23 protein-coding genes are annotated in these 22,078 nt (G+C 69.1%); 2 read left to right on the forward strand and 21 right to left on the reverse strand.

Annotated features, from left to right (window positions below):
* The 3 genes from QH276_RS16960 to hemL all read right to left on the reverse strand — a co-directional run bounded on the left by QH276_RS16960 (position 1) and on the right by hemL (position 2,842).
* Entirely contained in the window at positions 1 to 624 is a 624-nt protein-coding gene (locus QH276_RS16960; protein WP_280396925.1) for a TlpA family protein disulfide reductase, read from the reverse strand.
* A 71-nt stretch (positions 625 to 695) separates the two neighbouring features.
* Entirely contained in the window at positions 696 to 1,367 is a 672-nt protein-coding gene (locus QH276_RS16965) for a histidine phosphatase family protein (RefSeq protein WP_432278551.1), read from the reverse strand.
* A 140-nt stretch (positions 1,368 to 1,507) separates the two neighbouring features.
* Positions 1,508 to 2,842 carry a glutamate-1-semialdehyde 2,1-aminomutase gene (gene hemL / locus QH276_RS16970; protein ID WP_432278795.1) on the reverse strand — a complete coding sequence of 445 codons (1,335 nt, stop codon included), beginning with the start codon at positions 2,840 to 2,842 and terminating at the stop codon, positions 1,508 to 1,510.
* Between the two features lie 184 nt (positions 2,843 to 3,026).
* On the opposite strand from hemL, the gene QH276_RS16975 reads away from it, so the two are divergent.
* The gene (locus QH276_RS16975; RefSeq protein WP_280396926.1) at positions 3,027 to 3,422 is read left to right on the forward strand and encodes a hypothetical protein; all 396 of its coding nucleotides are present in this window, start codon (positions 3,027 to 3,029) and stop codon (positions 3,420 to 3,422) included.
* A gap of 64 nt (positions 3,423 to 3,486) precedes the next feature.
* Here QH276_RS16975 and QH276_RS16980 read toward each other — a convergent pair whose 3' ends face one another.
* The 9 genes from QH276_RS16980 to QH276_RS17020 all read right to left on the reverse strand — a co-directional run bounded on the left by QH276_RS16980 (position 3,487) and on the right by QH276_RS17020 (position 12,139).
* Entirely contained in the window at positions 3,487 to 3,729 is a 243-nt protein-coding gene (locus QH276_RS16980) for a hypothetical protein (protein ID WP_280396927.1), read from the reverse strand.
* Positions 3,730 to 3,899: 170 nt separating this feature from the next.
* Complete coding sequence (locus tag QH276_RS16985; protein WP_280396928.1) at positions 3,900 to 4,397, reverse strand: hypothetical protein; 498 nt, start codon at positions 4,395 to 4,397, stop codon at positions 3,900 to 3,902.
* 406 nt (positions 4,398 to 4,803) lie between these two features.
* Complete coding sequence (locus tag QH276_RS16990; RefSeq protein WP_280396929.1) at positions 4,804 to 5,295, reverse strand: hypothetical protein; 492 nt, start codon at positions 5,293 to 5,295, stop codon at positions 4,804 to 4,806.
* On the reverse strand, positions 5,292 to 6,269 hold the full coding sequence (gene hemB / locus QH276_RS16995) for a porphobilinogen synthase (protein WP_280396930.1): 978 nt from the start codon (positions 6,267 to 6,269) through the stop codon (positions 5,292 to 5,294). Before hemB ends, QH276_RS16990 begins: the two co-directional genes overlap by 4 nt.
* A gap of 65 nt (positions 6,270 to 6,334) precedes the next feature.
* A complete protein-coding gene (locus QH276_RS17000; RefSeq protein ID WP_280396931.1) occupies positions 6,335 to 7,897 on the reverse strand; it encodes a bifunctional uroporphyrinogen-III C-methyltransferase/uroporphyrinogen-III synthase in 1,563 nt (520 codons plus the stop codon).
* Positions 7,894 to 9,051, reverse strand: coding sequence for a hydroxymethylbilane synthase (gene hemC, locus QH276_RS17005; RefSeq protein WP_280396932.1), 1,158 nt, complete (start codon positions 9,049 to 9,051; stop codon positions 7,894 to 7,896). The genes QH276_RS17000 and hemC overlap by 4 nt, the downstream gene beginning before the upstream one ends.
* Positions 9,048 to 10,469, reverse strand: a complete 1,422-nt coding sequence (locus QH276_RS17010) for a glutamyl-tRNA reductase (protein WP_280406806.1) — start codon at positions 10,467 to 10,469, stop codon at positions 9,048 to 9,050. Before QH276_RS17010 ends, hemC begins: the two co-directional genes overlap by 4 nt.
* Complete coding sequence (locus QH276_RS17015; RefSeq protein ID WP_432278796.1) at positions 10,466 to 11,575, reverse strand: redox-sensing transcriptional repressor Rex; 1,110 nt, start codon at positions 11,573 to 11,575, stop codon at positions 10,466 to 10,468. Before QH276_RS17015 ends, QH276_RS17010 begins: the two co-directional genes overlap by 4 nt.
* A gap of 300 nt (positions 11,576 to 11,875) precedes the next feature.
* Positions 11,876 to 12,139, reverse strand: coding sequence for a glutaredoxin family protein (locus tag QH276_RS17020; RefSeq protein ID WP_280396935.1), 264 nt, complete (start codon positions 12,137 to 12,139; stop codon positions 11,876 to 11,878).
* A 106-nt stretch (positions 12,140 to 12,245) separates the two neighbouring features.
* Between QH276_RS17020 and QH276_RS17025 the strand changes: the two genes are divergently transcribed.
* Complete coding sequence (locus QH276_RS17025) at positions 12,246 to 13,268, forward strand: HAD family hydrolase (RefSeq protein WP_432278550.1); 1,023 nt, start codon at positions 12,246 to 12,248, stop codon at positions 13,266 to 13,268.
* A gap of 30 nt (positions 13,269 to 13,298) precedes the next feature.
* Here the strand turns inward: QH276_RS17025 and QH276_RS17030 are convergent, their stop codons facing one another.
* The 9 genes from QH276_RS17030 to QH276_RS17070 all read right to left on the reverse strand — a co-directional run bounded on the left by QH276_RS17030 (position 13,299) and on the right by QH276_RS17070 (position 21,975).
* Positions 13,299 to 14,312 carry a lysophospholipid acyltransferase family protein gene (locus QH276_RS17030; protein WP_280396936.1) on the reverse strand — a complete coding sequence of 338 codons (1,014 nt, stop codon included), beginning with the start codon at positions 14,310 to 14,312 and terminating at the stop codon, positions 13,299 to 13,301.
* Positions 14,309 to 15,388 (reverse strand): NAD-dependent epimerase/dehydratase family protein, encoded by a 1,080-nt coding sequence (locus QH276_RS17035; RefSeq protein WP_280396937.1) that lies wholly within the window; start codon positions 15,386 to 15,388, stop codon positions 14,309 to 14,311. Before QH276_RS17035 ends, QH276_RS17030 begins: the two co-directional genes overlap by 4 nt.
* Positions 15,389 to 15,571: 183 nt before the next feature.
* A complete protein-coding gene (locus QH276_RS17040) occupies positions 15,572 to 15,673 on the reverse strand; it encodes a 30S ribosomal protein bS22 (protein ID WP_003402602.1) in 102 nt (33 codons plus the stop codon).
* A 203-nt stretch (positions 15,674 to 15,876) separates the two neighbouring features.
* Positions 15,877 to 16,107: a helix-turn-helix domain-containing protein gene (locus QH276_RS17045; protein ID WP_086007797.1), complete on the reverse strand. Its 231-nt coding sequence runs from the start codon at positions 16,105 to 16,107 to the stop codon at positions 15,877 to 15,879.
* A gap of 304 nt (positions 16,108 to 16,411) precedes the next feature.
* Positions 16,412 to 17,239, reverse strand: a complete 828-nt coding sequence (gene proC, locus QH276_RS17050) for a pyrroline-5-carboxylate reductase (RefSeq protein WP_280396938.1) — start codon at positions 17,237 to 17,239, stop codon at positions 16,412 to 16,414.
* An 82-nt stretch (positions 17,240 to 17,321) separates the two neighbouring features.
* Positions 17,322 to 18,224 carry a thioesterase family protein gene (locus QH276_RS17055; RefSeq protein ID WP_280396939.1) on the reverse strand — a complete coding sequence of 301 codons (903 nt, stop codon included), beginning with the start codon at positions 18,222 to 18,224 and terminating at the stop codon, positions 17,322 to 17,324.
* 162 nt (positions 18,225 to 18,386) lie between these two features.
* Positions 18,387 to 19,274 (reverse strand): sugar phosphate isomerase/epimerase family protein, encoded by an 888-nt coding sequence (locus QH276_RS17060; RefSeq protein ID WP_280396940.1) that lies wholly within the window; start codon positions 19,272 to 19,274, stop codon positions 18,387 to 18,389.
* 11 nt (positions 19,275 to 19,285) lie between these two features.
* Positions 19,286 to 20,950 (reverse strand): hypothetical protein, encoded by a 1,665-nt coding sequence (locus QH276_RS17065; protein ID WP_280396941.1) that lies wholly within the window; start codon positions 20,948 to 20,950, stop codon positions 19,286 to 19,288.
* Positions 20,947 to 21,975 carry a Ppx/GppA phosphatase family protein gene (locus QH276_RS17070; RefSeq protein WP_280396942.1) on the reverse strand — a complete coding sequence of 343 codons (1,029 nt, stop codon included), beginning with the start codon at positions 21,973 to 21,975 and terminating at the stop codon, positions 20,947 to 20,949. Before QH276_RS17070 ends, QH276_RS17065 begins: the two co-directional genes overlap by 4 nt.
* Positions 21,976 to 22,078 lie beyond the last annotated feature (103 nt).

The raw sequence follows: 22,078 nt of genomic DNA on the forward strand, positions 1-22,078 counted from the left end.
TCATGATGCTCCCTCCGCGGCGATGCGCTGCACCACCGGCATTAGATCCTCAGCGAGTAAGGCGCGCAGAAACACCGCCGCCACCCGGTGATCCCGATCCAGCACCACCGTGCTGGGAATGACACTGGTCGGAATGCCACCGAGCGCCAGCAATGTGCGCATGGGCGGGTCGAAAATCGACGGATAACCGACGTGGTTATCGATAACGAAATCGCGTGCTTTGTCCTGCTGATCCTTGACATTGATCCCGAGGAAAGCGACCCCGAGATCCTTTGTCTGTTCGTAGACCTGTTCGAGCGCGGGCGCTTCGCCGCGGCACGGACCGCACCACTGCGCCCACAGATTGATGACGACGACCTGGCCCGGGAAATCGTCCACCGAGACGGTTTCACCGTCATCGGACATCAGATCCGGACCGGAAAGCTCCCCGATGGTCCCGCGAGTGGACGGGGGATCGTAGAAAATATCGGTCTGTCCACCGGGCGATACGAATTCGAACGTACCGCCGCCCGTGGCGACCGCGTCGGTACCGGTCGAACACCCGGCGACCGCGGCCAGGCACAGCAGCGCCGCGAGCACCGGCACCAGCCGGCCCCGAACCGCCGAGGCGAACCCCTTACCCATGCTGTATCCATCGCGCATGAGCGGGGGCCCTGCGTGGGGACGCTCCGCTACCGCCTCCGGGCCTGACCCGCTCATGCGCCGTGCACCGTCGGATCCGATCCGCCCGCGGGCTCGGAGTAGACGATATCGACCAAGGTGTCACCCCGGTAGACGAGCGAGGTCAGCGACGCCAGACCGCACTGGCGGCTGCGCGGATCGTGCCACAGGCGCTGGCCCTGCAGGAACCGGCGCAGCGTCCAGACAGGCAGCTGATGTGACACCAGCACCGCTTCGCGGCCGGTGGCCTCCACCCGCGCCTTGTTCACGGCGGCGAGCATCCGGTGCGCGATCTGCAGGTACGGTTCGCCCCACGACGGGGTGAACGGATCGCGCAGTTTCCACCAGTGCCGGGGTTTGCGCAGGGCCCCGTCGCCGACCGATACCCGTAGGCCCTCGAAGGTGTTACCGGCCTCGATGAGGTTCTCGTCGGTGCGCACGGCGAGGCCGTGCCGGCCCGCGATCGGTTCCGCCGTCTCCTGCGCCCGCTGCAGCGGAGAGGCGATCACCACGGCGATATCGTGATCGGCCAGTGCCCGCGCGACGGCGCCCGCCTGCGCGCGCCCGGCGACGGACAATCCGAAACCCGGCAGCCGCCCGTACAGGATGCCGCGCGGATTGTGCACCTCGCCGTGGCGCAGTACATGCACGATGGTTTCCACCGATTCGGGGTCGGCGGCACCGGGTGAGGGCGGTTCGGCGGCGATACTGCCCGCGGTACCGGCCGTAGCGGCGAGGTCGTCGGCGTCCCCGTGTCCGGCGGGACTGTGCTCGGGAGCGGTACCCGCCGTGGCACTCCCGGTTTCGGTGCCGACCGTGGGGGCGTCGTTGTCCGGGTCGGGGCGGCTCACGGCTGGCTTCCTTCTGGTGGCGCGCCGGCCGCCGCGGCCGCGGCGGCGGGTAGCGCGGCGGCTATCCGCTCGAACGCGTCGTCGTCGAGCGCCGCGGAGACGAACCAGGCCTCGAAGGCGCTGGGCGGGGCGTATACCCCGCCGTCGAGCAGCCCGTGGAAGAAGGCCGGATAACGCCAGGTCTGGCTCGCCTTGGCGGCGGCGTAGTCGAGTACCGGGGATTCGGCGAAGAACACGCTCACCATATTGCCCGCGAACTGCACCTGGTGCGCGACCCCCGCGCCGGTGAGCGCTTCGGTGAGCAGAATGCCCAGCCGTTCACTGTTCCGGTTCAGGGCTGCGTACACCTGTTTGTCGGCGGCGCGCAGCGTGGCCAGGCCCGCCGCCACCGCCACCGGATTCCCGGACAAGGTGCCGGCCTGGTAGACGGGGCCGAGCGGGGCGAGCCGGTCCATCACATCGGCCCGGCCGCCGAACGCCGCCGCGGGCAGTCCGCCGCTCATCACCTTCCCGTAGGTGTAGAGATCGGCGGCCACCGATTCGATTCCGTACCAGCCGGCGCTGCTCACCCGGAACCCGGTCATCACCTCGTCCATGATGAGCAGCGCGCCGTGGTCGGAGGTGATCCGGCGCAGCCCGGCGTTGAAATCGGGCAGCGGCGCCACCGCACCCATGTTCCCGGCGGCGGCCTCGGTGATCACGGCCGCGATCTCGTCCGGATGCTGTTCGAAGGCCGCGCGGACGGCGTCCAGGTCGTTGTACGGGAGAACGATCGTATCGGCGGCCTGCGCACCGGTGACCCCGGGCGAAGTAGGTAGCCCGAACGTTGCGACCCCGGAGCCCGCGTCCGCCAGCAGCGCATCGACATGGCCGTGATAGCAGCCCGCGAATTTGATGATCTTGGTGCGACCGGTGTAGCCGCGCGCCAGGCGCACCGCGCTCATGGTCGCCTCGGTACCGGAATTGACCAGCCGCACCTTCTGCACCGGCGCGACCCGCTCCACGATCAACTCGGCGAGTTCCACCTCGGCGGCTGTCGGCGCGCCGAACGAGAGCCCGTCCCCGGCGACCTTGCGTACCGCCTCGACCACCGCGGGATGCGCGTGCCCGAGGATCATCGGTCCCCAGGAGCACACCAGATCGACGTAGTCGTTACCGTCCGCGTCGACCAGATGGCAGCCCCGGGCCGAGGAGATGAACCGCGGCGTACCCCCCACCGAGCCGAAGGCCCGCACGGGGGAATTGACCCCACCGGGAACTACCGCTTCGGCTCGCTGGAAAAGCTGACTGGAGGCCGGCACCGCCGTACCGGCCACGCGCAGAGAACTCACGGCCTCCAGTTTGGCAGCCTGCCCGCACGGCGTCGACGACAGGGTGCGGCATCGGTGACGCACACCGCCACCGCGGCAAATCACACAGCACTTGCCGTGCCAAATACACCAGGCGTTCGCCGTGAGTGCGTACTGTTCTGTTCCGTCGTAACAATTGCCCGAATCACCGGCCGGGGAGGTCGTTTTGCGAATTGGCATCAGTGGTGCGGCGCTGGCAGTGGCCTCGGTCGCGTGCGGCGTCCTGGCGAGCAGCCTCGGCGCGGGTACGGCCGCGGCCGCCGAACCGGTCGTGGACACCGAGAACGCCCGCGCTGGGCTGCGGCTGAACCAGGCCGAAACCGCGGCACTGGCCGCGGGCCCGGTCCCGGCGCTCGTCGACCAGATCGTTCCGGCATCCCGGATCGGCGCGGGCCTCGACAGCGATACCCGCCTCTACCGCGACGAGAACGGTGGCGTGCACGCCTCACTGCGCCAGGTGATGCTGGAATCGGTCGACAACAACGGTTCGGTCATCGTGTTCGTGCACGTTCCGGGCGCCCCGCACGGCCGCGTGTTCGATATCTACCAGCAGTGGGGCTGACCCGGGCCGATCTGCCGAGGTGACGGCCGGCAGGTATCACCGGCACGCCGCCCCGCCCGGCCCCTCATGCCCTCCTGCGGCGCAGCAGCCGGGCGGCCGCATCGGTGAGAGCCAGCCCGGCGCCGGTGACCAGCAACATCGCCAGGAACAACCATGGGGCGACGTAGCGGGTCGCGGTGTAAGCCGGATAGTCCCCGGTCGCCGGGAGATCGGTGGTCTGCACGCCCAGCGCCCAGCACAGGGCTGCCAGTCCGGCCGCGACAACCGCCACCGCGATATCGACGGATACGACGAGCGAACGGTTCACAGGTCTCCTCATCTCTGCGGCGGCCGGAGCGGCGATCCCGGCGGGCATTCGGTCAGCGGGAAATTTTCGCCTGCACACGATGCTGCCCGCGCGGAATCGGATTGGCAATCAGCCTTGACGAGCCGTGTCGCCGAAACACGAACCACGGCACACCCTGGTGACCGGCTCGCTCATGCTGTCCCGCCCGTGCCACCGGACCGTGCGATCGCCTCGGTCAGCGCAGCCCGCAAGGCGCGATGATCCTTCGCCCAGGTACGCACCAGCTCGCCGTCGGTACGCCGGAGGCCGATGGCGGTACGCCGCCGCGGAACCCCGGTCAGCTCGCCGAGCGCGCGGCCGTCCTCCCAGGGGTCGTCCGCATCGGCCGGAAGGACGGCGGCGATGGACCGGACCGGGGTGGTCTCCGCACCGTTGCGCAGGAAATCCGCGGTGAGTTCCACGCTCACATGCGTCCGTGCCGCATACACCTGGAGTACACCGAAACCGGTGATCAGCGCCGCGCAGAACAGCAGGGCGAACCAGTGCGGGGTGACGCCGGCGGCGAGTTCGGCGGCCAGTAGCAGCAGACAGATCAGCGGGCCGTACGCCACCGCCCGCCAGCGCGCGCCGGGCTCGGCGAACAGCACCTCTGCGGAATCGACGGCGGTGGTGTCGGACCGATCAGGCATACGCGCGGGTACCGGAAGCGGAAACCACCTCGGCTCAGCCGACGATGCTGGGGATCAGCAGAACCGCGACCGTGAGCACACCGAACAGGATCAACAGACTCAAAACGAGCATATCCCGCCGGATACTCTGTGGCTGCTGGATAACCACTCGCATCGTTGCCTCCGATCCCCGGAAAACCGGCCCCGGGATTTCGCCCTACTGGAGGGTTACCCGTGGCCACCGGTTCGCATGTCCTCTGTGACAGCCCTCACCATACATGCCGGAATACGCGGAACAAACTCAACGTTCGTCCTGAGGATGCGCGGCCGACGGCGAGTCGGTATCAACGCGCAGGTCAGAACTCGGGACAGCGAAATCGGCGCCGTAGCGGAGTGCGATCCGGCCGGGCCGCGCGACGGCAGATCCTCACGGCTTTCCCGGCCCGCGGGGCGCGAACCACTGCGCGGCCTCCGGCCGCAGGCACAGATAGACAGCCCCACCCGCGAGCACCGCCTGCACGATGGAAATCCCGCCGGACACCACGGTGCCGGCGCCTTCCACGGCACCGATGGAGAACAGTGCGGCCACGCCCATGATCACCAGCCAGATCCCGGCGAAGGTCAGCAGCGTACGCGCCCACACCTTGCCCTTGCCGAGCTGATGGACCACCAGTACGCCCAGCGCGGCGATCAGCGAGCCGAAAACCGCCCCGAGCACCGCGCCCACCAGCACCAGCAGATCGATCGTCGCCGGAGCGAGCTGCGGATCGGCGGCCTGCATCCGCTCCCGGAACTCGGCGCCGAACCGCTCCCGGTTCAGCAGCGTATCGGCCAGCGAGACGAACAGCCGGACAACTCCCAGGGCGATGACGCCCCACCACAATTGCCGCGCGGTGACGATATCCGCGGGCGGCTTCACCGTAACCAGTGTGCCGCCTCCGTCGCCCAATAGGTGAGCACGATATCCGCGCCGGCGCGGCGGATACCGGTCAGCGATTCCAGTACGGCGGCTTCCCGGTCGATCCAGCCGCGTTCGGCGGCCGCGGTGATCATCGAATACTCCCCGGAGATCTGGTAGGCGGCGACCGGCACCGGCGACCGGTCGGCCACCTCGCGCAGGATGTCGAGATAGGCCATGGCCGGTTTGACCATCACGATATCCGCGCCCTGTTCCAGATCCAGGTCCAGCTCGTACAGGGACTCCCGCCGGTTCGCGGCGTCTTGCTGATAGGTCCGCCGATCGCCCTGCAGGGACGAGGCCACCGCCTCCCGGAACGGGCCGTAGAACGCCGACGCGTACTTCGCCGCATAGGCCAGGATGGCGGTATCGGTTCTGCCGGCCTCGTCCAGCGCCGCGCGGATCGCCCCGACCTGGCCGTCCATCATCCCGCTCGTCCCGAGCAGATCGGCCCCGGCCTCGGCCTGTGCCAGCGCCATGTCCACATAGCGCAGCAGGGTGGCGTCGTTGTCCACCGCGCCCGCGGCGTCGAGCACCCCGCAATGCCCGTGATCGGTGAATTCGTCCAGGCAGGTATCGGCCATCACCACGGTCGCATCGCCGACCTCCGCGGCCAGCGCCCGCAGCCCCCGGTTGAGAATGCCCTCGGGATCGGCCGCCTGGCTACCCTCCGGGTCCTTGTCCTCGGGTTTGGGCACCCCGAACAACATCAACCCGCCGACCCCTGCCGCCACCGCCTCGGCCGCGGCCTTACGCAGCGAATCCAGCGAATGCTGGAAAACACCCGGCATGGAACCGATCTCGCGCGGTTCGGACAGCCCGTCCGCCACGAACATCGGCAACACCAGATGCCGCGGCTCCAGACTGGTCTCGGCCACCAGCCGCCGCAACGCCGGCGTACGCCGCAACCGCCGCGGACGCTCGATCCCACTCATACGGTCGAGTCTAGGTGCGCGACGCCACCGGCGAACCCGCGGGTGCTCCCGACCTCCCGCCGAACTCAGCGGCTGCGGCGGCTCTTCTTGCGGGGCGGGGGCAGGAGGCCTTCGGCGCGGAGGCGGGCGGCGTGTTCGGCCAGGGCTTCCACGAGGGGGCCGACCTGGGCGACCTCCGGCTGGACGTCGACGCGCAGGCCGAATTCCACGGCGGTTTCCGCGGTTTTCGGGCCGATGCAGGCCACGATCGTGCGGGCGTGCGGTTTGCCGGCGATACCCACCAGGTTGCGGACCGTGGAGCTGGAGGTGAACAGGACCGCGTCGAAACCACCGGTCTTGATCATCTCGCGGGTCTCCGCGGGCGGCGGGGAGGCGCGCACCGTGCGGTAGGCCGTGACATCGTCGATTTCCCAGCCGCGTTCGCGCAGACCCTCCGCGAGCGTTTCGGTCGCGATATCGGCGCGCGGCAACAGCACCCGGTTCACCGGGTCGAAAACATCGTCGTAGGGCGGGAAATCGGCGAGCAGGCCGAGCGAGGACTGTTCCCCACTGGGCAGCAGTTCGGGGTTGATACCGAAGGAGCGCACCTTCTCGGCGGTGGCCTCACCGACGCAGGCGATCTTGACCCCGGAGAAGGCCCGGGCGTCCAAACCGAATTCGGCGAATTTCTCCCACACCGCGCGTACGGCGTTGGTGGAGGTGAACACCACCCACTGGTAGCGGCCGTCCACCAGGCCCTTGACCGCGCGTTCCATCTGCGCGGGGCTGCGCGGCGGCTCGACCGCGATGGTGGGGACTTCCTTCGGGATGGCGCCGTGGGTGACGAGGCGTTCGCTCATCTCGCCGGCCTGATCCTTGGTGCGCGGGACCAGTACGGTCCAGCCGTAGAGTGCCCGCGATTCCCACCACGACATCTTCGACCGCTGCGCGACCGCCTTGCCGATGGTTACGACCAGTGGTCCGACCAGTTCGGAGGCGGTGCTGTTCAGCGTGGCCAGGGTGGCCTCGATCGTGCGCTGCTGGCGGGTGGTGCCGCGCACGGTCACCGCGACCGGGGTCTGCGGAGCCATCCCGTGCTCCACCAGCGCGCTCGCGGTTTCGGCCAGATGGCCGGAGGTCGCGTGCAGGACCAGCGGGCCGGGCGCCGCGGCCAGCGCCGGCCAGTCGACCTCACCGCGCACATCGGCCTCGGTATGCCCGGAGCCGAGCGCGATCCCCGCGTAACTGGGCACCGCCGACCCGGACGGCAGCCCCGGCAGCACCTCGAACACGATATGTGAGCGGGTGACCGTGGTGACCTCGGCGATCACCGCGTCGGTGGTGAGCGGGTCACCGGAGACCACCCGCACCACATCGTGGCCGGCTTTCGCCTCGGCGATCAAGGTTTTGGCGACCTCGGCCGGATCGCCGAGGGCGGGCCGCACGTCCACGGGGCGCTCCCCGTCGGGGTCGGCTTCGACCTCGGTGCCGATCAGGGCGAGTACTCCGGCGTCCACATCGGGGTCGGTGAACGCGAGGGTGGCCCGGCACAGCACTTCGCGGGATCGGGTGGTCAGCAATGCCGGGTCCCCCGGGCCCGACCCTACGAACAGGATCCGCCCCGGATGCTTCTTGCTGGCTCGACTCATCGGTTGTTCTCCATTGGACTGGGTTCGGTGAAGTCCGTGGCGGTGCTCGTTCCCGCTGCGGCGGTGCCGCTCGACTGCGCTGCGGCAGTGCCGCTCGAATCCGCTGCGGCGGTGCTCGTTCCCACCTGGGTGGTGTTGTCCCCGGGTGGCGCGGTGGATGCGCCCGCGGTGCCGGGTTCGGCGGCGAGAAGCTCGCGCACGCCCAAGTCCAGCAGTTCGCGGGCCAGTGCGCGGCCGAGTTCCGCGGCCTGCGCCGGTGCTCCCACCGTCGAGGCCCGTATCACATCGGAACCGTCTATCGCGGCGGCGCAGCCCCGCAACGACAGTTCCTCGACGATGCGTCCGTCGTCATCCAACGATTCGACGATTTCGGCGATCGCTCCGACGGGCGCCGTGCAGCCCGCCTCGAGTTCGGCGAGCAGGGCCCGTTCGGCGGTCACGGCGGTTCGGGTGCCGTGGTCGTCGAGCGCGGCCAGCAGCTCGATCAGTTCGGTATCGCCGGCCCGGCATTCGACGGCCAGCGCGCCCTGGGCGGGTGCGGGCAGCATCTGCACCGGTTCCAGCGCTTCGGTGACGGCGTCGAGCCAGCCGATGCGGGCGAGCCCCGCGCGGGCGACCACCACCGCATCCAGTTCTTTGTCGGCGACCTTGCGCAGTCTGGTGTCCAGGTTGCCGCGTAGCGGCTGGATATCGAGCCCGAGCCCGAGCGCGCGCAACTGCGCGATCCGGCGCGGCGCCGATGTCCCGACCACCGCGCCCGGCGGTAGTTCGCCCAGCACCATGCCGTCGCGCGCGACCAGCGCGTCGCGCGGGTCCTGGCGCGCGGGGACCGCGGCGAGAACGAAACGCTCGTCGGCGGCGGTGGGCAGATCCTTGTACGAATGCACCGCGATATCGATACCGCCGGCGGCCAGTTCGGCGCGTAACGCACTGGTGAAGACACCCACACCGATATCCTCGACCGGTCCGGTGGACAGATCGCCGGGTGTTTCGATCAGGACGAGTTCCGCCGGATGCCCGGCCGCGATGAGCGCATCGCGCACATGTCCGGCCTGGGTGCGGGCGAGCAGACTGCCGCGGGTGCCGATCCGCCACGCCGCCCGGCCACCGGCCTGGGCCGCCCGGGCAGCGCCTTCGCCGTGCAGGACTGTCATGTCGACTGCTCCTGTTCGTCGGGGCCGGCGGGAGTGAAATCGTCGGCCAGCGCCACCTCGCCGTCCAGGCTCATCCAGCCGGCGCCGTTGTGCTCGGCGCGGCTGATCTCCATGGGCGCCGCCACCGCCTGGGCCGCACCGGGCTTGAGCTCGAACAGTTCACGCAGGGCTTCGGCGTAGCTGTCGCCGCCCGGGGTGGTGGCCAGCTGTTTGACCCGCACTGTCGGTGCGTGCAGCAGTTTGTCCACCACCCGGCGCACCGTGCGGGCCACCTCGTCGCGGGCCGGATCGTCGAGTCCGGGGAGGCGGGAGTCCAGCCGCAGCAATTCGGCCTCGACCACTTCCGCGGCGCGCTGCCGCAGCGCGGCGACGGTCGGCGTGACCTCCGCCATCCGCTGCCCGGCGAGGTATTTGGCGAGTTCGTCGGCGACGATCGCACGGGCCGCGGCGGTATCGTCGGCCGCGGCGCCGGCAGCGGGATCGCGCTGCAGGGTTTCGATATCGATCACGGTGACACCGGGCAGCCCGGCCACGGCGTGATCCACATCGCGCGGCAGCCCGAGATCGCAGAACACCAATGGGCGGCCACCGCCACGCTGCGGGTGTGAGAGCGCGTTGTGCGCGTCGGCCAGGGTGACCACCGAGCCCACCGCACCCGTGCAGGTGACCACCACATCGGCGGCCACCAGCGCCTCGGCCAGCCGGGAAAGTTCGTAGGCCTGTGCCTCGACACCGTGCGATTCTGCCGTCGCGGCCAGCCGCTCGGCCCGCTCGATGGTGCGGTTGACCACCAGGATCCGCTCGATACCGGCCCGGGACAGATGCGCCACCGACAACCCGCCCTTGGCGCCCGCACCGACCACCGCCGCCGGCCGGCCCGCCGCCCCGTGCCCGGGGCCCGCCGGCCCCCGCGCCACCGACACCACCGAGGCACCGGCCCGGTCGATCCCGGTCTCCGAATGCACCCGTTTACCGACGCGCAGCGCCTGCTGCGACAGCTCGTGCAGGGTGCGCCCGATGGCCTGCTGAGCATCGGCGGTGGTGTAGGCGCTGCGGATCTGGCTGAGCACCTGCTGTTCGCCGACGACCATCGAATCCAGCCCGCTGGCGACCGCGAACAGATGCTCGGCGGCGGCCTCGCTGTAGCGGACGTAGGCGTGCCGGGTGAGTTCGGGCATCGGCAACCCGGAATGCGCCGTCAGCAGTTCGCCGACATCGGCGAGGCCGCCGTGGAACGCGTCGACCACCGCGTAGATCTCCACCCGGTTGCAGGTCGAGACGATCATCGCTTCGGAGATATGGCTCGAGGCCAGCATGCGGTCGATCAGTTTGGGCCGATCGGCATCGGTGATCGCCACCTTCTCCAGCATCGCAACGGGCGCGCTGCGATGGGAGATCCCGACGAGAAGAACGCTCATGGTGTGACCACCGATCCCTTGCTGGTTGGCTCCGTTGCCGTATGCGAGGTCGTCTGGGCGGCCTGCGCCGCACAATGGGACAGGCTGTGCCTATTGGGCACGAGCGTGGGCCCTGCGTGGTCACGCTCCGCTACCGCCTCCGGGCCTGACACGCTCCTGCCGGGCCTATTGGGCACGAGCGTGGGCCCTGCGTGGTCACGCTCCGCTACCGCCTCCGGGCCTGACACGCTCCTGCCGGCGGGGCCCGGCGTCGGGTGCGCGGGCACCCGGCGGGCGATCCGGCCGGAACCGGTCAAGGGGTGGGCGGCCGATACGGCACTACCCGTTACAACGCCGGCGGGACCGGTTTCATTCGCCGCGGCGGACGCGGTCTCGGCCACATCCGCGGTGGCCGGGGCGTCGGCGGGCTCGTCGGTCTCGGCATTGCGGACCCGCTCGAAGGAGAGCATCTGCATCTCCACCGCCAGGTCCACCCGCCGCAACTCGACACCGGGCGGCGCGGTCAGCGGGCACAGCGCGAAACTCAGGATGGACTGCATACCCGCCGCCACCAGTTCGTCGCACACCTGCTGGGCGCTGTCGTCGGGTACCGCGATCACCGCGATGGTGGGCCGCAGCATTTCGATCCCGGCGGCCAGCTCCGCGGCATCGCGCACCCGCAGGCCCTCGACCTCGCGGCCGATCACCTCGGGATCGTTGTCGAAGATCGCCACCACCGCGAACCCGCGGCGCCGGAAACCGCGGTAACCGACCAGCGCGCGACCCAGATTGCCCGCACCGACCAGCACTACCCGGTGCCCGCCGGACAGGCCGAGCACATCTTCGATCCGGGCCCGCAACCTGGCCACGTCGTAACCGACCCCCCGGACCCCGTTGGGGCCGAGGAAGGACAGATCCTTGCGGAGTTTCGCCGAATTGACACCCGCCGCGACAGCCAGTTCCTCACTGGATACGATGGCCACACCGTCATCGGTCAGCAGGGCCAGTACCCGGAGATAGGTGGCGAGGCGCGCCACCGTAGCCTGGGGGATGTCCTTCTGCGGTGGTCGAGTGGTGACATTGGGAGCATCGCCGGAGACGTCGCGCGCCTCATGCTGCTCTGTCACGTCCTCGGCTCCTCGTCCGGACCGCCAGACGGCCCGGGTGGTCGGCGACCCTGGCGCACGAAACTTGTGCGGGGTCGGATATCGGGTTGATTCACCTGCTACCGGCGGCCGGATACTCGCCCCGGCCTGCGGTTCGCGTGCCACCACCGTAACCGCTTGTGAACCCATGCACAAAGTCGGTGAAATTCGCCTCATTTTGTGTCGCGGCCCGGCCTTGTACGATCTGCCGCCACAATTCCACCGGGCGGGCCGGGCCCGGCGGATACGCGACCACGCGGGCACCACCCACCCGGAATGGATTCAGCGCACCAGATCGCCGCGCAAGCGCGGCTCGTCCACGTCGAAATAGCTGTGTTCGCGGCCGTCGAGCAGGACGACCGGGAGCCGGTCACCGTATTCCGCGCGTAGTCCGGGGTCGGTGGCGGCGGCCACGTCCACGTCCACGACACCGGGCGTCAGCCCGAATTCCGCGCATATCGCGCGCAGCTGTTCCAGTGCCCGATCGCACAGCGCACAGCCCGCGCGGGTCAGCAGAGTCACTTCATGGGTCGTCGGGTCGGTCATAACGGCTATTCAACCCGCCACCGAGTCGTACCCGCCGGTGCGGTGCGTCCCGGAGCGTAGGTCCGGTTAGTGTGGACGTGATTCGCGCGAACAGGCGGAGGTGCTGGTGCCGGAACGATCGAAGGTGGGGAAATCCGGGTTCATCGCGGGCCGGTTCGGGGAACTTCCGGTCCGCTGGAATCTGGGGCCGCTCGGACAGGGCCTTACCGAGCAGCTGGCGCGTATTTCGCGCAGCCCGTTCGGGCCCAGCGAGGAGGAGGTCCGCGCCAACGTCGCCGGTGAGGCCAGCGCCGATGCCGCGCTGGCGTTGCAGGATGCCGAACGCGCCGGTGCGGGTGATACCGGCGTGCCCGAGGTCCCGCGCGACCTCACCGCCGCCGCGTTCTTCGATGTGGACAACACGATGGTGCAGGGCGCCTCGATCGTGCATTTCGCGCGCGGTCTGGCGGCCCGCAAATATTTCCGCAGCGCCGATCTGATGGATATCGCGTGGAAGCAGGTGAAGTTCCGGGTCACCGGTAAAGAGAGCAGCACCGATATGGCCACCGGTAAAGAAAAAGCGCTCGAATTCATCGCCGGGCGCTCCACCGCCGAACTGGCCGCGCTGGGTGAGGAAATCTACGACGAGATCATCGCCGACAAGATCTGGCCCGGCACTCGCGCCTTGGCGCAGATGCATCTCGACGCGGGACAGCAGGTTTGGCTGGTCACCGCGACCCCGGTCGAGCTCGCCCAGGTGATCGCCAAACGCCTCGGTTTGACGGGCGCGCTCGGTACGGTCGCCGAAAGCGTCGACGGCAAATTCACCGGCCGCCTGGTCGGCGATATTCTGCACGGCCTCGGTAAAGCACATGCCGTCCGCGCGCTCGCCATCCGTGAGGGCCTCAACCTGAAACGTTGCACCGCCTACTCCGACAGCCACAACGATGTACCGATGCTCTCGCTCACCGGTACCGCGGTGGCAATCAACCCCGATTCGGACCTGCGTGAGGTCGCCAAAGCCCGCGGCTGGGAGATCCGCGATTTCCGCACCGGCCGCAAGGCCGCCAAGATCGGCGTGCCCACCGCTCTCGCACTCGGCGCCGCCGGCGGCGCCGTAGCCGCCGCCGTCACCCGCCGGAAGAAGTAGCTCCGATCTGCGCGCCGACGTCCGGGTGCCTTACCCCATGAAGGTGTTGCGGCGTTTGATGAGGAGTTTGTAGAGGGTCTGCTGGATGGTTTCACGGACCTGGTCGGTGACCTCGAACATGAGCATCGGGTCGTCGGCGTCCTCGGTCTCGTAGTCGGCGGTGCTGATCGGCGTACCGAATTCGATGTACCACTTGGAGGGCAGCGGAACGGCACCCAGCGGGCCCAGATGCGGGAATGTGGGGGTCACCGGGAAGTACGGCAGGCCGAGCAGGCGGGCCAGCGGCTTGAGATCGGCGAGTTTGGGATAGATCTCCTCGGACCCGACGATGGAGCAGGGAATGATCGGCACACCCGTGCGCACCGCGGCGGCGACGAATCCGCCGCGACCGAAGCGCTGCAGTTTGTAGCGATCGGCGTACTGCTTGCCGACACCTTTGAAACCTTCCGGGAAGACACCGGTGATCTCGCCGGACCGCAGCAGGCGTTCGGCGTCGGGGCGGCAGGCCAGCGTATGGCCCGCTTTACGGGCGAGCGAACCCACCACTGGCATTTCGAAGACCAGATCGGCCGCCAGCAGCCGCAAGGCCCGCTGTTTGGGGTGATGGTCGTGCACCGCGAGCTGCAGCATGAGCCCGTCCAGCGGGATCGTGCCGGCGTGGTTGGCCACGATCAGCGCACCACCGGCCTCCGGAATGTTCTCCATTCCGTTCACCTGCACCCGGAACCAGTTCTCGGCGAGCGGCCGCAATGCGGGCAGCAGCACCGATTCCAGCAGATGCTCGTCGAAACCGAATTCGTCGACCTGGTAATCGCCGGTGAGCCGGCGGCGGGCGAATTCGGCGGTACGCCCGATCTGCCTGCCGACGGCGTCGCGCACCAGATCGATCGGTGACCGCGGCGCCGGTGGTGCGGGCGGGGTCAGCCGGTCGGTCAGGGAAGTCACCGACCGGACCGCGGAACCGGTCCAGTCCCGGCCACCGGGACGTGGCCGCGGCACGGTGGAAAGATCTTGCAGCCGGATAACTTTGGCGACGTCGTTCATGTATGTGCTCCCGTACCGGCCCGCAACAGGCCGAGCAGTTTGTTTTCTGCGGCGTCGATCCATGCCGGATCGACTACGGGCCGCAACGCTGCGCCCCCGGTGAAGTCGTCGAACGCCTGTACCGTCGTCCAGCGCGGCTCGAACCCGAGTTCGGCGCGCATACGCGTCGTGTCCAGACCACAACCGAAAAGGAAATAATCGAGCTGCTCGGAACTGAAATCACGCATCACCGGACCCATCAGGGTCCGGCCGACGGTGCGGAACACAGACCACGGTACCGGCATCGCGACCCGCCCCGCACGGCGTACCGCCTGAGAAAGTGCCAAGGCTCCGTCACCGGCCACGTTGTAGGTGCCACCGGGCCCGGCCTGGGTGGCGTGGACGAGGGCGGCAACGGCGTCCTCCTCGTGCAGGAACTGCAGCCGCGCGTCGCGGCCGAGCACGGTGGGCGTGATCGGCGACCGCAGCAGCTGGGCGGCCCGCCCGCCGAGGCCGGGCCCGACGATCGGGGCCAGGCGCAAGGTGATGGCGGTGATATCGGGACGGCGCCGGGCCAGGCCGCGGACGAATCCTTCGACCTCGATCATGTCTCGCGCGAACCAGCCGCCGGGCGGGGTGCGCGCGCTCATTTCCTCGGTGAATTTGGCGGGGTCCTTGGCACTGCCGCCGTATACCCCGGAACTCGAGCGCAACACCACCCGGCGCACGGTCGGCGATTTCTGGCAGACCGCGAACAACTGCATCGCGCCGAGCACATTCATATCCTTCATCGCCGCCCGGCCGCCCCCCGACGGCGGTTGCGACAAAATAGCGGTATGTACCACGGTATCGACACGATGCCGTTCGATAACTTTGCGGATCAGTGGGTTGCGAATATCGGCGCGCACGAATTCGGCGCGGCCCATTCGGCGCCGCAACGGCGGATTGGGGGTCAATACATCGACTGCGACAACCCGTTCGATATCGGGATCGGCGACCAGCCGGCACACCACATTACCGCCGAAGTAGCGGCTGGCACCGGTCACCAGCACCACCTTCGGCTTGTAGCCGCCGTTGTTGTCAGTGTCCACCTGCACCGGACCGTCCCACCTCGAGCATCGGACCCCCGCTCACTGTTCCCTGTACCAGAGTAACGGCGACCACTGTGGCCGCCGCCGTCCTTTACAGGGATCTAACCCCAACTTCAGTTGAACGAAACGCAACGAAAAACCCGCCACCGAATGGTAGCGGGTTTTCGCTCTTCCGATGCGCGCTCGCGCTTACTTGCCGAGTTTGCGCCGCTGCACGCGGGTGCGACGAAGCAGCTTGCGGTGCTTCTTCTTCGACATGCGCTTGCGGCGCTTCTTGATCACAGAACCCATAGGGTGTCCTCGCGTTCTCTCCTCGGCGCGTCACGCGCTCGCTTACGTCAACTATCCGGCCGTACGCCCGGTTGCTCGCGGCTGAAGCCTCAGCCCTGGAGGCGGCGGCCGAGTACGGCCACCCGAAGGCAGGCCGACGGCCACCGATCCAACACAGCGAGGGTTGATGTTACCGGCCCGGTTGACCGGGCCGGTAACCGCCTTCATCCGGCGTCGAAGTAGGACGTCTCCAGATACTCGTGCACCGCCTTGGCGTGCACGCGGAACGATCTGCCGACGCGGACCGCCGGTAACTCGCCCGAATGCACCAGCCGGTACACCGTCATCTTCGATACTCGCATCAGATCTGCCACCTCGGCGACGGTGAGAAACTGCGTCCCACCACCGAGTATTGATTGTCCTGGCGACGAACCACCGCCGCCACCAGCGGACATCTTGTTAGAAGACATCATCGCACCACTGACCTCCGGCACGTCCGCGCCGCCGGCTTCCCCACCGGCGGAACAGACACGCACGTGCTCCTTGAAGCTTAGCGGGACCAGTGGGATTACTGCGACGGGAGTGAGAAAACAGGTTCATACGCTGGGAATCCTCCGTTCATTCCCGGCATGAGCGAGTCAGGCCCGGAGGCGGTAGCGCAGCGTCACCACGCAGGGCCCTCGCTCATGCCCCATCAACACAGCATGAGCGAGTCAGGCCCGGAGGCGGTAGCGCAGCGTCACCACGCAGGGCCCTCGCTCATGCCCCATCAACGCTGGACGCGCCCTGTTCCGCGGAACGCTGTTTGGCCGCGTGCAGCGCCTCCAGGAAAGCCGACCGCAACCCCGACCGCTCGAGCTCGCGCAGTGCCGCCGCGGTCGTCCCGGCGGGTGAGGTGACCGCCGCCCGCAGATCCACCGCGCTCTGCCCCGATTCGGCCAGCATGGCCGCCGAGCCGAGCATGGTCTGGTTGACCAGCTGGGTGGCGATATCGCGGGTGAGCCCCAGCCCCACCCCCGCCTCGATCATGGCCTCCACGACGAGGAAGAAATAGGCGGGCCCGGAGCCGGATACCGCGGTCACCGCGTCCATCTGCCCTTCGGGCACCACGCACACCTGACCCACCGTGCTCAGCAGTTCGGTCACCAGGTCGAGTTGCTCGCGCTTGGCGTACCGGCCCGCGGCGAGCACACTCATTCCCTCGCCGACCAGCATCGGGGTATTCGGCATCACTCGCACCACCGGGAATCCGGCGGGGAGTTTGTTTTCCAGCCGGGTGGTCGGCACTCCCGCGGCCAGCGATACCAGGATCTGGTCCCGCTCGCCCCCGAGGTCGGCCTTGCCGAGCTCGGTGAGCACCGCGTCCACATCCATCGGCTTGACCGCGACCACCAGCAGATCGGCACCCACCGCGGCGTCGGAGATCGTATCGGTGACCCGCACCCCGAACCGCCCCGAAATCAGTTCCGCCCGATCGGCGTGGGTTTCGACGACGACCAGATCTTTGACGGCGCGCCCCGCCTCCAGGAGGCCGGCGATCAAGGCCTCACCGATCCGGCCGCCACCGATAACCGCAATACGTGTCATGGGTTCATTGTCTACGCCCCCGCCCCCGGCGACGCGGTACGGGGTTGGCTCACGAAGCTCCCCGCAGGAAACACGCTGCTTCTCAGCGTTTGGGTGAGGGCAGGAGGGCGAGCTGGCGGCTCTGGGCGACCAGCGCGCCGGTGGAGTCGACGACTATCTGGTCGGAGTCGAACATACCGCCGCCCACTTCGTGGGTGGTGGCAATGATCCGCAGCCAGCCCGGAGCCGGGCGGCGGCGCAGGTAGGTTGTCATCTGGACCGTGGGCGACCAGCCGAAGTAGCCCAGGTTCGTGGGCACCGGCGGGCACATATCGGCGGCCATCATCGCGATATAGGACGCCGTCTCCGGGTCGGCCTGATCCTGGGGGCGCGGCCGCAGCCACATCCGCAGGCGGGGTTCACCGTGCTCGTTATCGATGAAACGGGCCCATTCACGGTCCAGGAACGCATCCATACCGCGGGCCACGTGCACGACCCGGCCCATCGACGAACCCGGTTCGTAGCCGATGGCATCCGCGGCCGGTTCGACGGGCAGATCGGTGAGCGCGGGCGCGTACAGCGGTTCCCGGTCCGGGCCGTCGAGGTGCCCGAACGTGAACGCGGTCCGCACCAGCGGCCGGCCGCGCTGGATCAGGGTCACGTCCACCAGGCAGATCTGCCGGCCCACTTTGCGGATGGACACCTCATAGGTGACCTCGCCCGGCTCCGGGGCACCCAGGAAGTCGGTGCTCCCGGACAGCGGCGCCATGCCGGACCGATCCGGTTCCACCGTGCGCAGCCAGCGTGTCGCGGCCGCGGCGGACCCCGCGACCATCGTGCCACCGTGCACCTTCGGCCCGATGGTCCAGATCTCGTCGATGATGCCGCGATAACGCCCGGCGCCCGGTTCGTCGGCGGCGAGTTCGGTCAGCGCACAGACCCGGCTGAACGGCGCCTCCGCACGCACCGCGTCTAGCTCGGTGGCGGGCTCCGTCTCCGTCGTCATCACTACTCCTGTGCTTTCCGGCGCACCGCCAGCGAGCGGGCAACGCCACTTTCCTGGGGGACCAGCCTACGGGTGACCGCCCCGGGTGTGTGAACGCAGGACCGGCCCTGTCCCATTTCGCGGTGCCGCCCACACCTGTCTTGCCCAGCGCCGGCGCACCGATCAACAGAGCTTGAGGTGGGTGCGGGCGAATTCCAGGGTGCGGGTGAGCATGGCGGCGCGGGCCGCGGTGGTGCGGGCTTCCTGGGTGTTGATCTCGGCGACCGCGTGGCCGGTGAAGCCGTTGCCGACGAGTGCGGCGCATACCTCGGCGCACGGCTGGGTGCCCTCGCCGGGGATCAAATGCTCGTCGTGGGCGGCGCCGCGGCCGTCGGCGAGGTGCAGGTGCACCAGGCCCGCACCCATCCGGTCGGCCAGTGCCAGGGCGTCGGTGCCGGCGGTGGCAGTATGGGAGAGGTCGAGTGTGTAGTGCCGGAATCCGGTGTCGGTGGGGTCGTAGGTGGGGCTGAAGGCCGTCAGGGCCCACCCCGGGCCGCCGCGGCGTTCCAGGCGCCGGATATCGCCGGAGCGGCGGCCGAACAACTTGTCGGCGCGCATCGGGAACATGTTCTCCACGGCCACCGCCACCGAGCTCCGCTGTTCCAGTTCCGCGACCTGTTCGGCGAACCCCTCGGCGTAGCGCCGCTGCCAGCGGAACGGCGGATGCACGACAACGGTGTCCGCGCCGAGTGTTTCCGCGCTGCGCACACTGCGGGCGAGTTTGGCGACCGGATCGGCCCCCCAGACCCGTTGCGAGATCAGCAGGCACGGCGCGTGCACCGCGAGGACCGGTACCGAGTATTTCCGGGCGTAACGGCGCACCGTATCGATGTTCTGGCTGGCCGGTTCGGCCCACACCATCAATTCGACCCCGTCGTAACCCAGTTCGGCCGCGTACCGGAAGGCTGCCTCGGTGTTCTGCGGGTAGACCGAGGCGGTGGAGAGACCGACCTTGATCCCCTGGCTGCGCCCACCGCCGGACGACCCGGCCGTGGGAGAGTTGCCTGTCATCGCCGCCTCGTTCAGCCCGCACTGAGTAGGAATGCCAGCGGCCCCAATGTGACGAACACACCGACGACCACGGCGATCACGGTACTGAGAATATCGTCGGTGCGCCGCAGTATCCGCACCAGCGCCACGAGCCCGAGGATCACCACCACGGCGAGCGCGAGCGCGGCCAGCGGTTGCAGCGCCCACAGCTGTTCGAAACCTTTGAACGCCAGCATGCCGGCGAGGGCGGCACCTAGACTCTGGGCGCCCAGCATGATCCACTGTTTACGCGGATCCGCCACCTCTTCGCTGTCCCGTTTCCGGGATCCGGCGGCCCGGGACCGGAGGGCGGTGAACTTCTCGGTCGCCGCGCCGAGCCGACCGGTGAGCGCCGAATGGGCACGGCTGCTGCGGGGTTCGGCGTCGAGATCGTCGTCCTCCGGGACGGCGTAGATATCGGAATCCGGTTCGAATTCCCCCGTGTCGCTACCGTGTTCACGCCGCATGGGACCGGGCGCCGGCGGCATGGGACCGTGTACGTCTGTGGCGTACATATCGGTGTTGCGGAAACCGTCGTCCGGTATCTGCTCGGCCGGCGGCTCGGGGTAACCCGGTTCCGGCTTCCCGGCCGGGTGAGCGTTGCGGCCCCCGCGGGCCCCGCCGCGGTCGCTGTGGTCGAGCGGTGGGGCGTCGAGGTCGGGTGTGCCGGGCCCGAATCCCTTGCTCTGTTCCGCCAGGGACCACACAAAAGTGGCCTGGTCGGCGTTCGCTTGCCCGACGGCCGGTTCCGGCCAGGGCGCGGGATCGGGGAGCGGGCGCGACCCGCGCCGCCGGCGTTCCAGTGCGGGGCGCGGTTCACTGGCGGGCGCCGGAGCCGGCCACGCCTCGGTCGCGGGTGCCGGGGCCTGCCATGCCTCGGTCGCGGGTAGCGGTGGCCCCAGCCGCGGCGGCCCGCTTTCCGGGCCGGCCCGCTGCGGGCCCGGCTCCGGCCGCCCGAACTCCGGTCCTCCGAACTCGGGCGCCCCGGGCGGTGCCGGCGCGGGGAATGAGGCCGGGAAAGCGCCCGAACCGGCGGACCGCGGAGGCAATTCGTAGCCCGGGTGCGCTTCCGCCACCGGTTCCGCTGTCTCGGCGGCGGCCGCGGCTTCGGCGGCTTCGGCCGCACGCCGGCGCGCGGCCCGGCCACCACTGGGCAGCGGCGGGCCGGTTTCCCAGGGTTGGCTCGCCGGATCGGCAGCGGGGTACACCTCGGCGTCGTCGTCCGGATCGGCGCGGCGGCGCCGGCCACGCCGCGGCGCGCTGTCCTCGGCCGGGAACGATGCCGGTGCGTAGGGGTCCGGTGGGGCCGGACGGGCGGGGAAATCGTCCTGGGACGTATCGCCCGGGTACGGGGCCAGCGGGTTGTACACCGTGATCGGCCCGGACATCGGCGAGTGACTCGGCTCGGCCGAATAGTCTTGTTCCGCATAGCTTTGCGGGGCATAACCGGTATCCGCGGGAGCGTCGGCCGGCTCCTCTGCCGCATCGGGCGCCGCATGCGCCGAACCGCCCTCGACGGCCGGTAGATCACCGGTCAGTTCGGTGACCGAAACCCCGCGCCCACCGCGCCGCCTGCGCCCGCCGCCGCCGGATGTCGGCTGCGCCCCGTTGCGGGCCAGTAGTTCGGCCACCGACAGCTGATTGGAGTTCCTGCTCATGAAGGCACCGTTTCGACCGGGCCCGCCGACGCAGCGCTACCGGCCGCCACACCGTTACCGGTCGCCGCGTTCGGAGCGTTCGTTGTCAGTGGTCCACCATCCATATCGGTATCCAGTTTGCGCAGGATCAGCCCTTCGCGCAGCGCCCATGGACAAATTTCCAGCGTATCGAGGGAAAGCGCACGCATCGCGGCCTCGGCCACCAGCGCCCCGGCCACCAATTGCTGCGACCGGTCGGCGCTGACCCCTTCGAGTTCCGCGCGGTCGGCGGCGGTCATCCGGGAGATGAACTGGATCAGCTGCCGCAGGCCCGAACTCGTCAGTGTCCGCCGCACCCGCGGCCCCGCTCCCGAGGGGGCGGCACCGGTCAACCGGGCGAGCGACCGGAACGTTTTGGAGGTACCCACCGCCAGATCGGGTTTCCCGGCCTCGGTGAGCTGTTTGGCCGGGTCGACCAGTTCCGCGGTCAGCCAATCGCGCAGGATGCCGATGCGGCGCTTGCTCGGCGGATCCTCGGGCAGCCATTTGCGGGTCAACCGGCCGGCACCCAGCTGCAGCGACAAGGCGACATCGGGTTCCTCGTCGACACCGCTGCTCACCTCGAGCGAACCGCCGCCGATATCGAGATTGATGATCCGGCCGGCGCTCCAGCCGTACCAGCGGCGCACGGCGAGGAAGGTCAGCCGGGCCTCGTCGACTCCGGACAGCACCCGCAGATCCACACCGGTTTCCGCGCGTACCCGCGCCAGCACCTCGTCGGAATTGGTCGCCTCGCGCACCGCCGAGGTGGCGAACGCCATGAGTTCCGCGCAGCCCGAGGCCGCGGCCAGATTAGCCAGATCGGCCACCGTATCGACGAGTTTCTGGGCCCCCTCGGCCGTGATCCGGCCGGCATCGTCCATGCTCTCGGAGAGCCGCAACGACTCTTTCGTGGAGCTCATCGGCATCGGATGACCGCCCCTGTGTGCGTCCACCACCAGTAGGTGAACGGTGTTGCTGCCGACATCGAGGACACCTAGACGCACACGAACACGGTACTTGGTCCACCTGAACAGCAATCGACCTGGTCGTGGTGTTAGCGTTAGGGGTTGTGACGTCTGGCGCAGCCACGAACGACTCCGCACCCGC

Source organism: Nocardia carnea (assembly GCF_029869215.1).
Taxonomy (GTDB): domain Bacteria; phylum Actinomycetota; class Actinomycetes; order Mycobacteriales; family Mycobacteriaceae; genus Nocardia; species Nocardia carnea_B.

What these genes read in the sequence shown, in the direction of transcription:
- QH276_RS17045 (WP_086007797.1), bottom strand. Translation starts at nt 16,107, where the DNA reads ATGTCCGCTGGTGGCGGCGGTGGTTCGTCGCCAGGACAATCAATACTC.
- QH276_RS17030 (WP_280396936.1), bottom strand. Translation starts at nt 14,312, where the DNA reads ATGAACGACGTCGCCAAAGTTATCCGGCTGCAAGATCTTTCCACCGTG.
- QH276_RS17010 (WP_280406806.1), bottom strand. Translation starts at nt 10,469, where the DNA reads ATGAGCGTTCTTCTCGTCGGGATCTCCCATCGCAGCGCGCCCGTTGCG.
- QH276_RS17020 (WP_280396935.1), bottom strand. Translation starts at nt 12,139, where the DNA reads ATGACCGACCCGACGACCCATGAAGTGACTCTGCTGACCCGCGCGGGC.
- proC (WP_280396938.1), bottom strand. Translation starts at nt 17,239, where the DNA reads ATGACACGTATTGCGGTTATCGGTGGCGGCCGGATCGGTGAGGCCTTG.
- QH276_RS16960 (WP_280396925.1), bottom strand. Translation starts at nt 624, where the DNA reads ATGGGTAAGGGGTTCGCCTCGGCGGTTCGGGGCCGGCTGGTGCCGGTG.
- hemC (WP_280396932.1), bottom strand. Translation starts at nt 9,051, where the DNA reads ATGACAGTCCTGCACGGCGAAGGCGCTGCCCGGGCGGCCCAGGCCGGT.
- QH276_RS16985 (WP_280396928.1), bottom strand. Translation starts at nt 4,397, where the DNA reads ATGCCTGATCGGTCCGACACCACCGCCGTCGATTCCGCAGAGGTGCTG.
- QH276_RS17055 (WP_280396939.1), bottom strand. Translation starts at nt 18,224, where the DNA reads ATGACGACGGAGACGGAGCCCGCCACCGAGCTAGACGCGGTGCGTGCG.
- QH276_RS17060 (WP_280396940.1), bottom strand. Translation starts at nt 19,274, where the DNA reads ATGACAGGCAACTCTCCCACGGCCGGGTCGTCCGGCGGTGGGCGCAGC.
- QH276_RS17040 (WP_003402602.1), bottom strand. Translation starts at nt 15,673, where the DNA reads ATGGGTTCTGTGATCAAGAAGCGCCGCAAGCGCATGTCGAAGAAGAAG.
- hemB (WP_280396930.1), bottom strand. Translation starts at nt 6,269, where the DNA reads ATGAGTGGGATCGAGCGTCCGCGGCGGTTGCGGCGTACGCCGGCGTTG.
- QH276_RS17000 (WP_280396931.1), bottom strand. Translation starts at nt 7,897, where the DNA reads ATGAGTCGAGCCAGCAAGAAGCATCCGGGGCGGATCCTGTTCGTAGGG.
- QH276_RS17065 (WP_280396941.1), bottom strand. Translation starts at nt 20,950, where the DNA reads ATGAGCAGGAACTCCAATCAGCTGTCGGTGGCCGAACTACTGGCCCGC.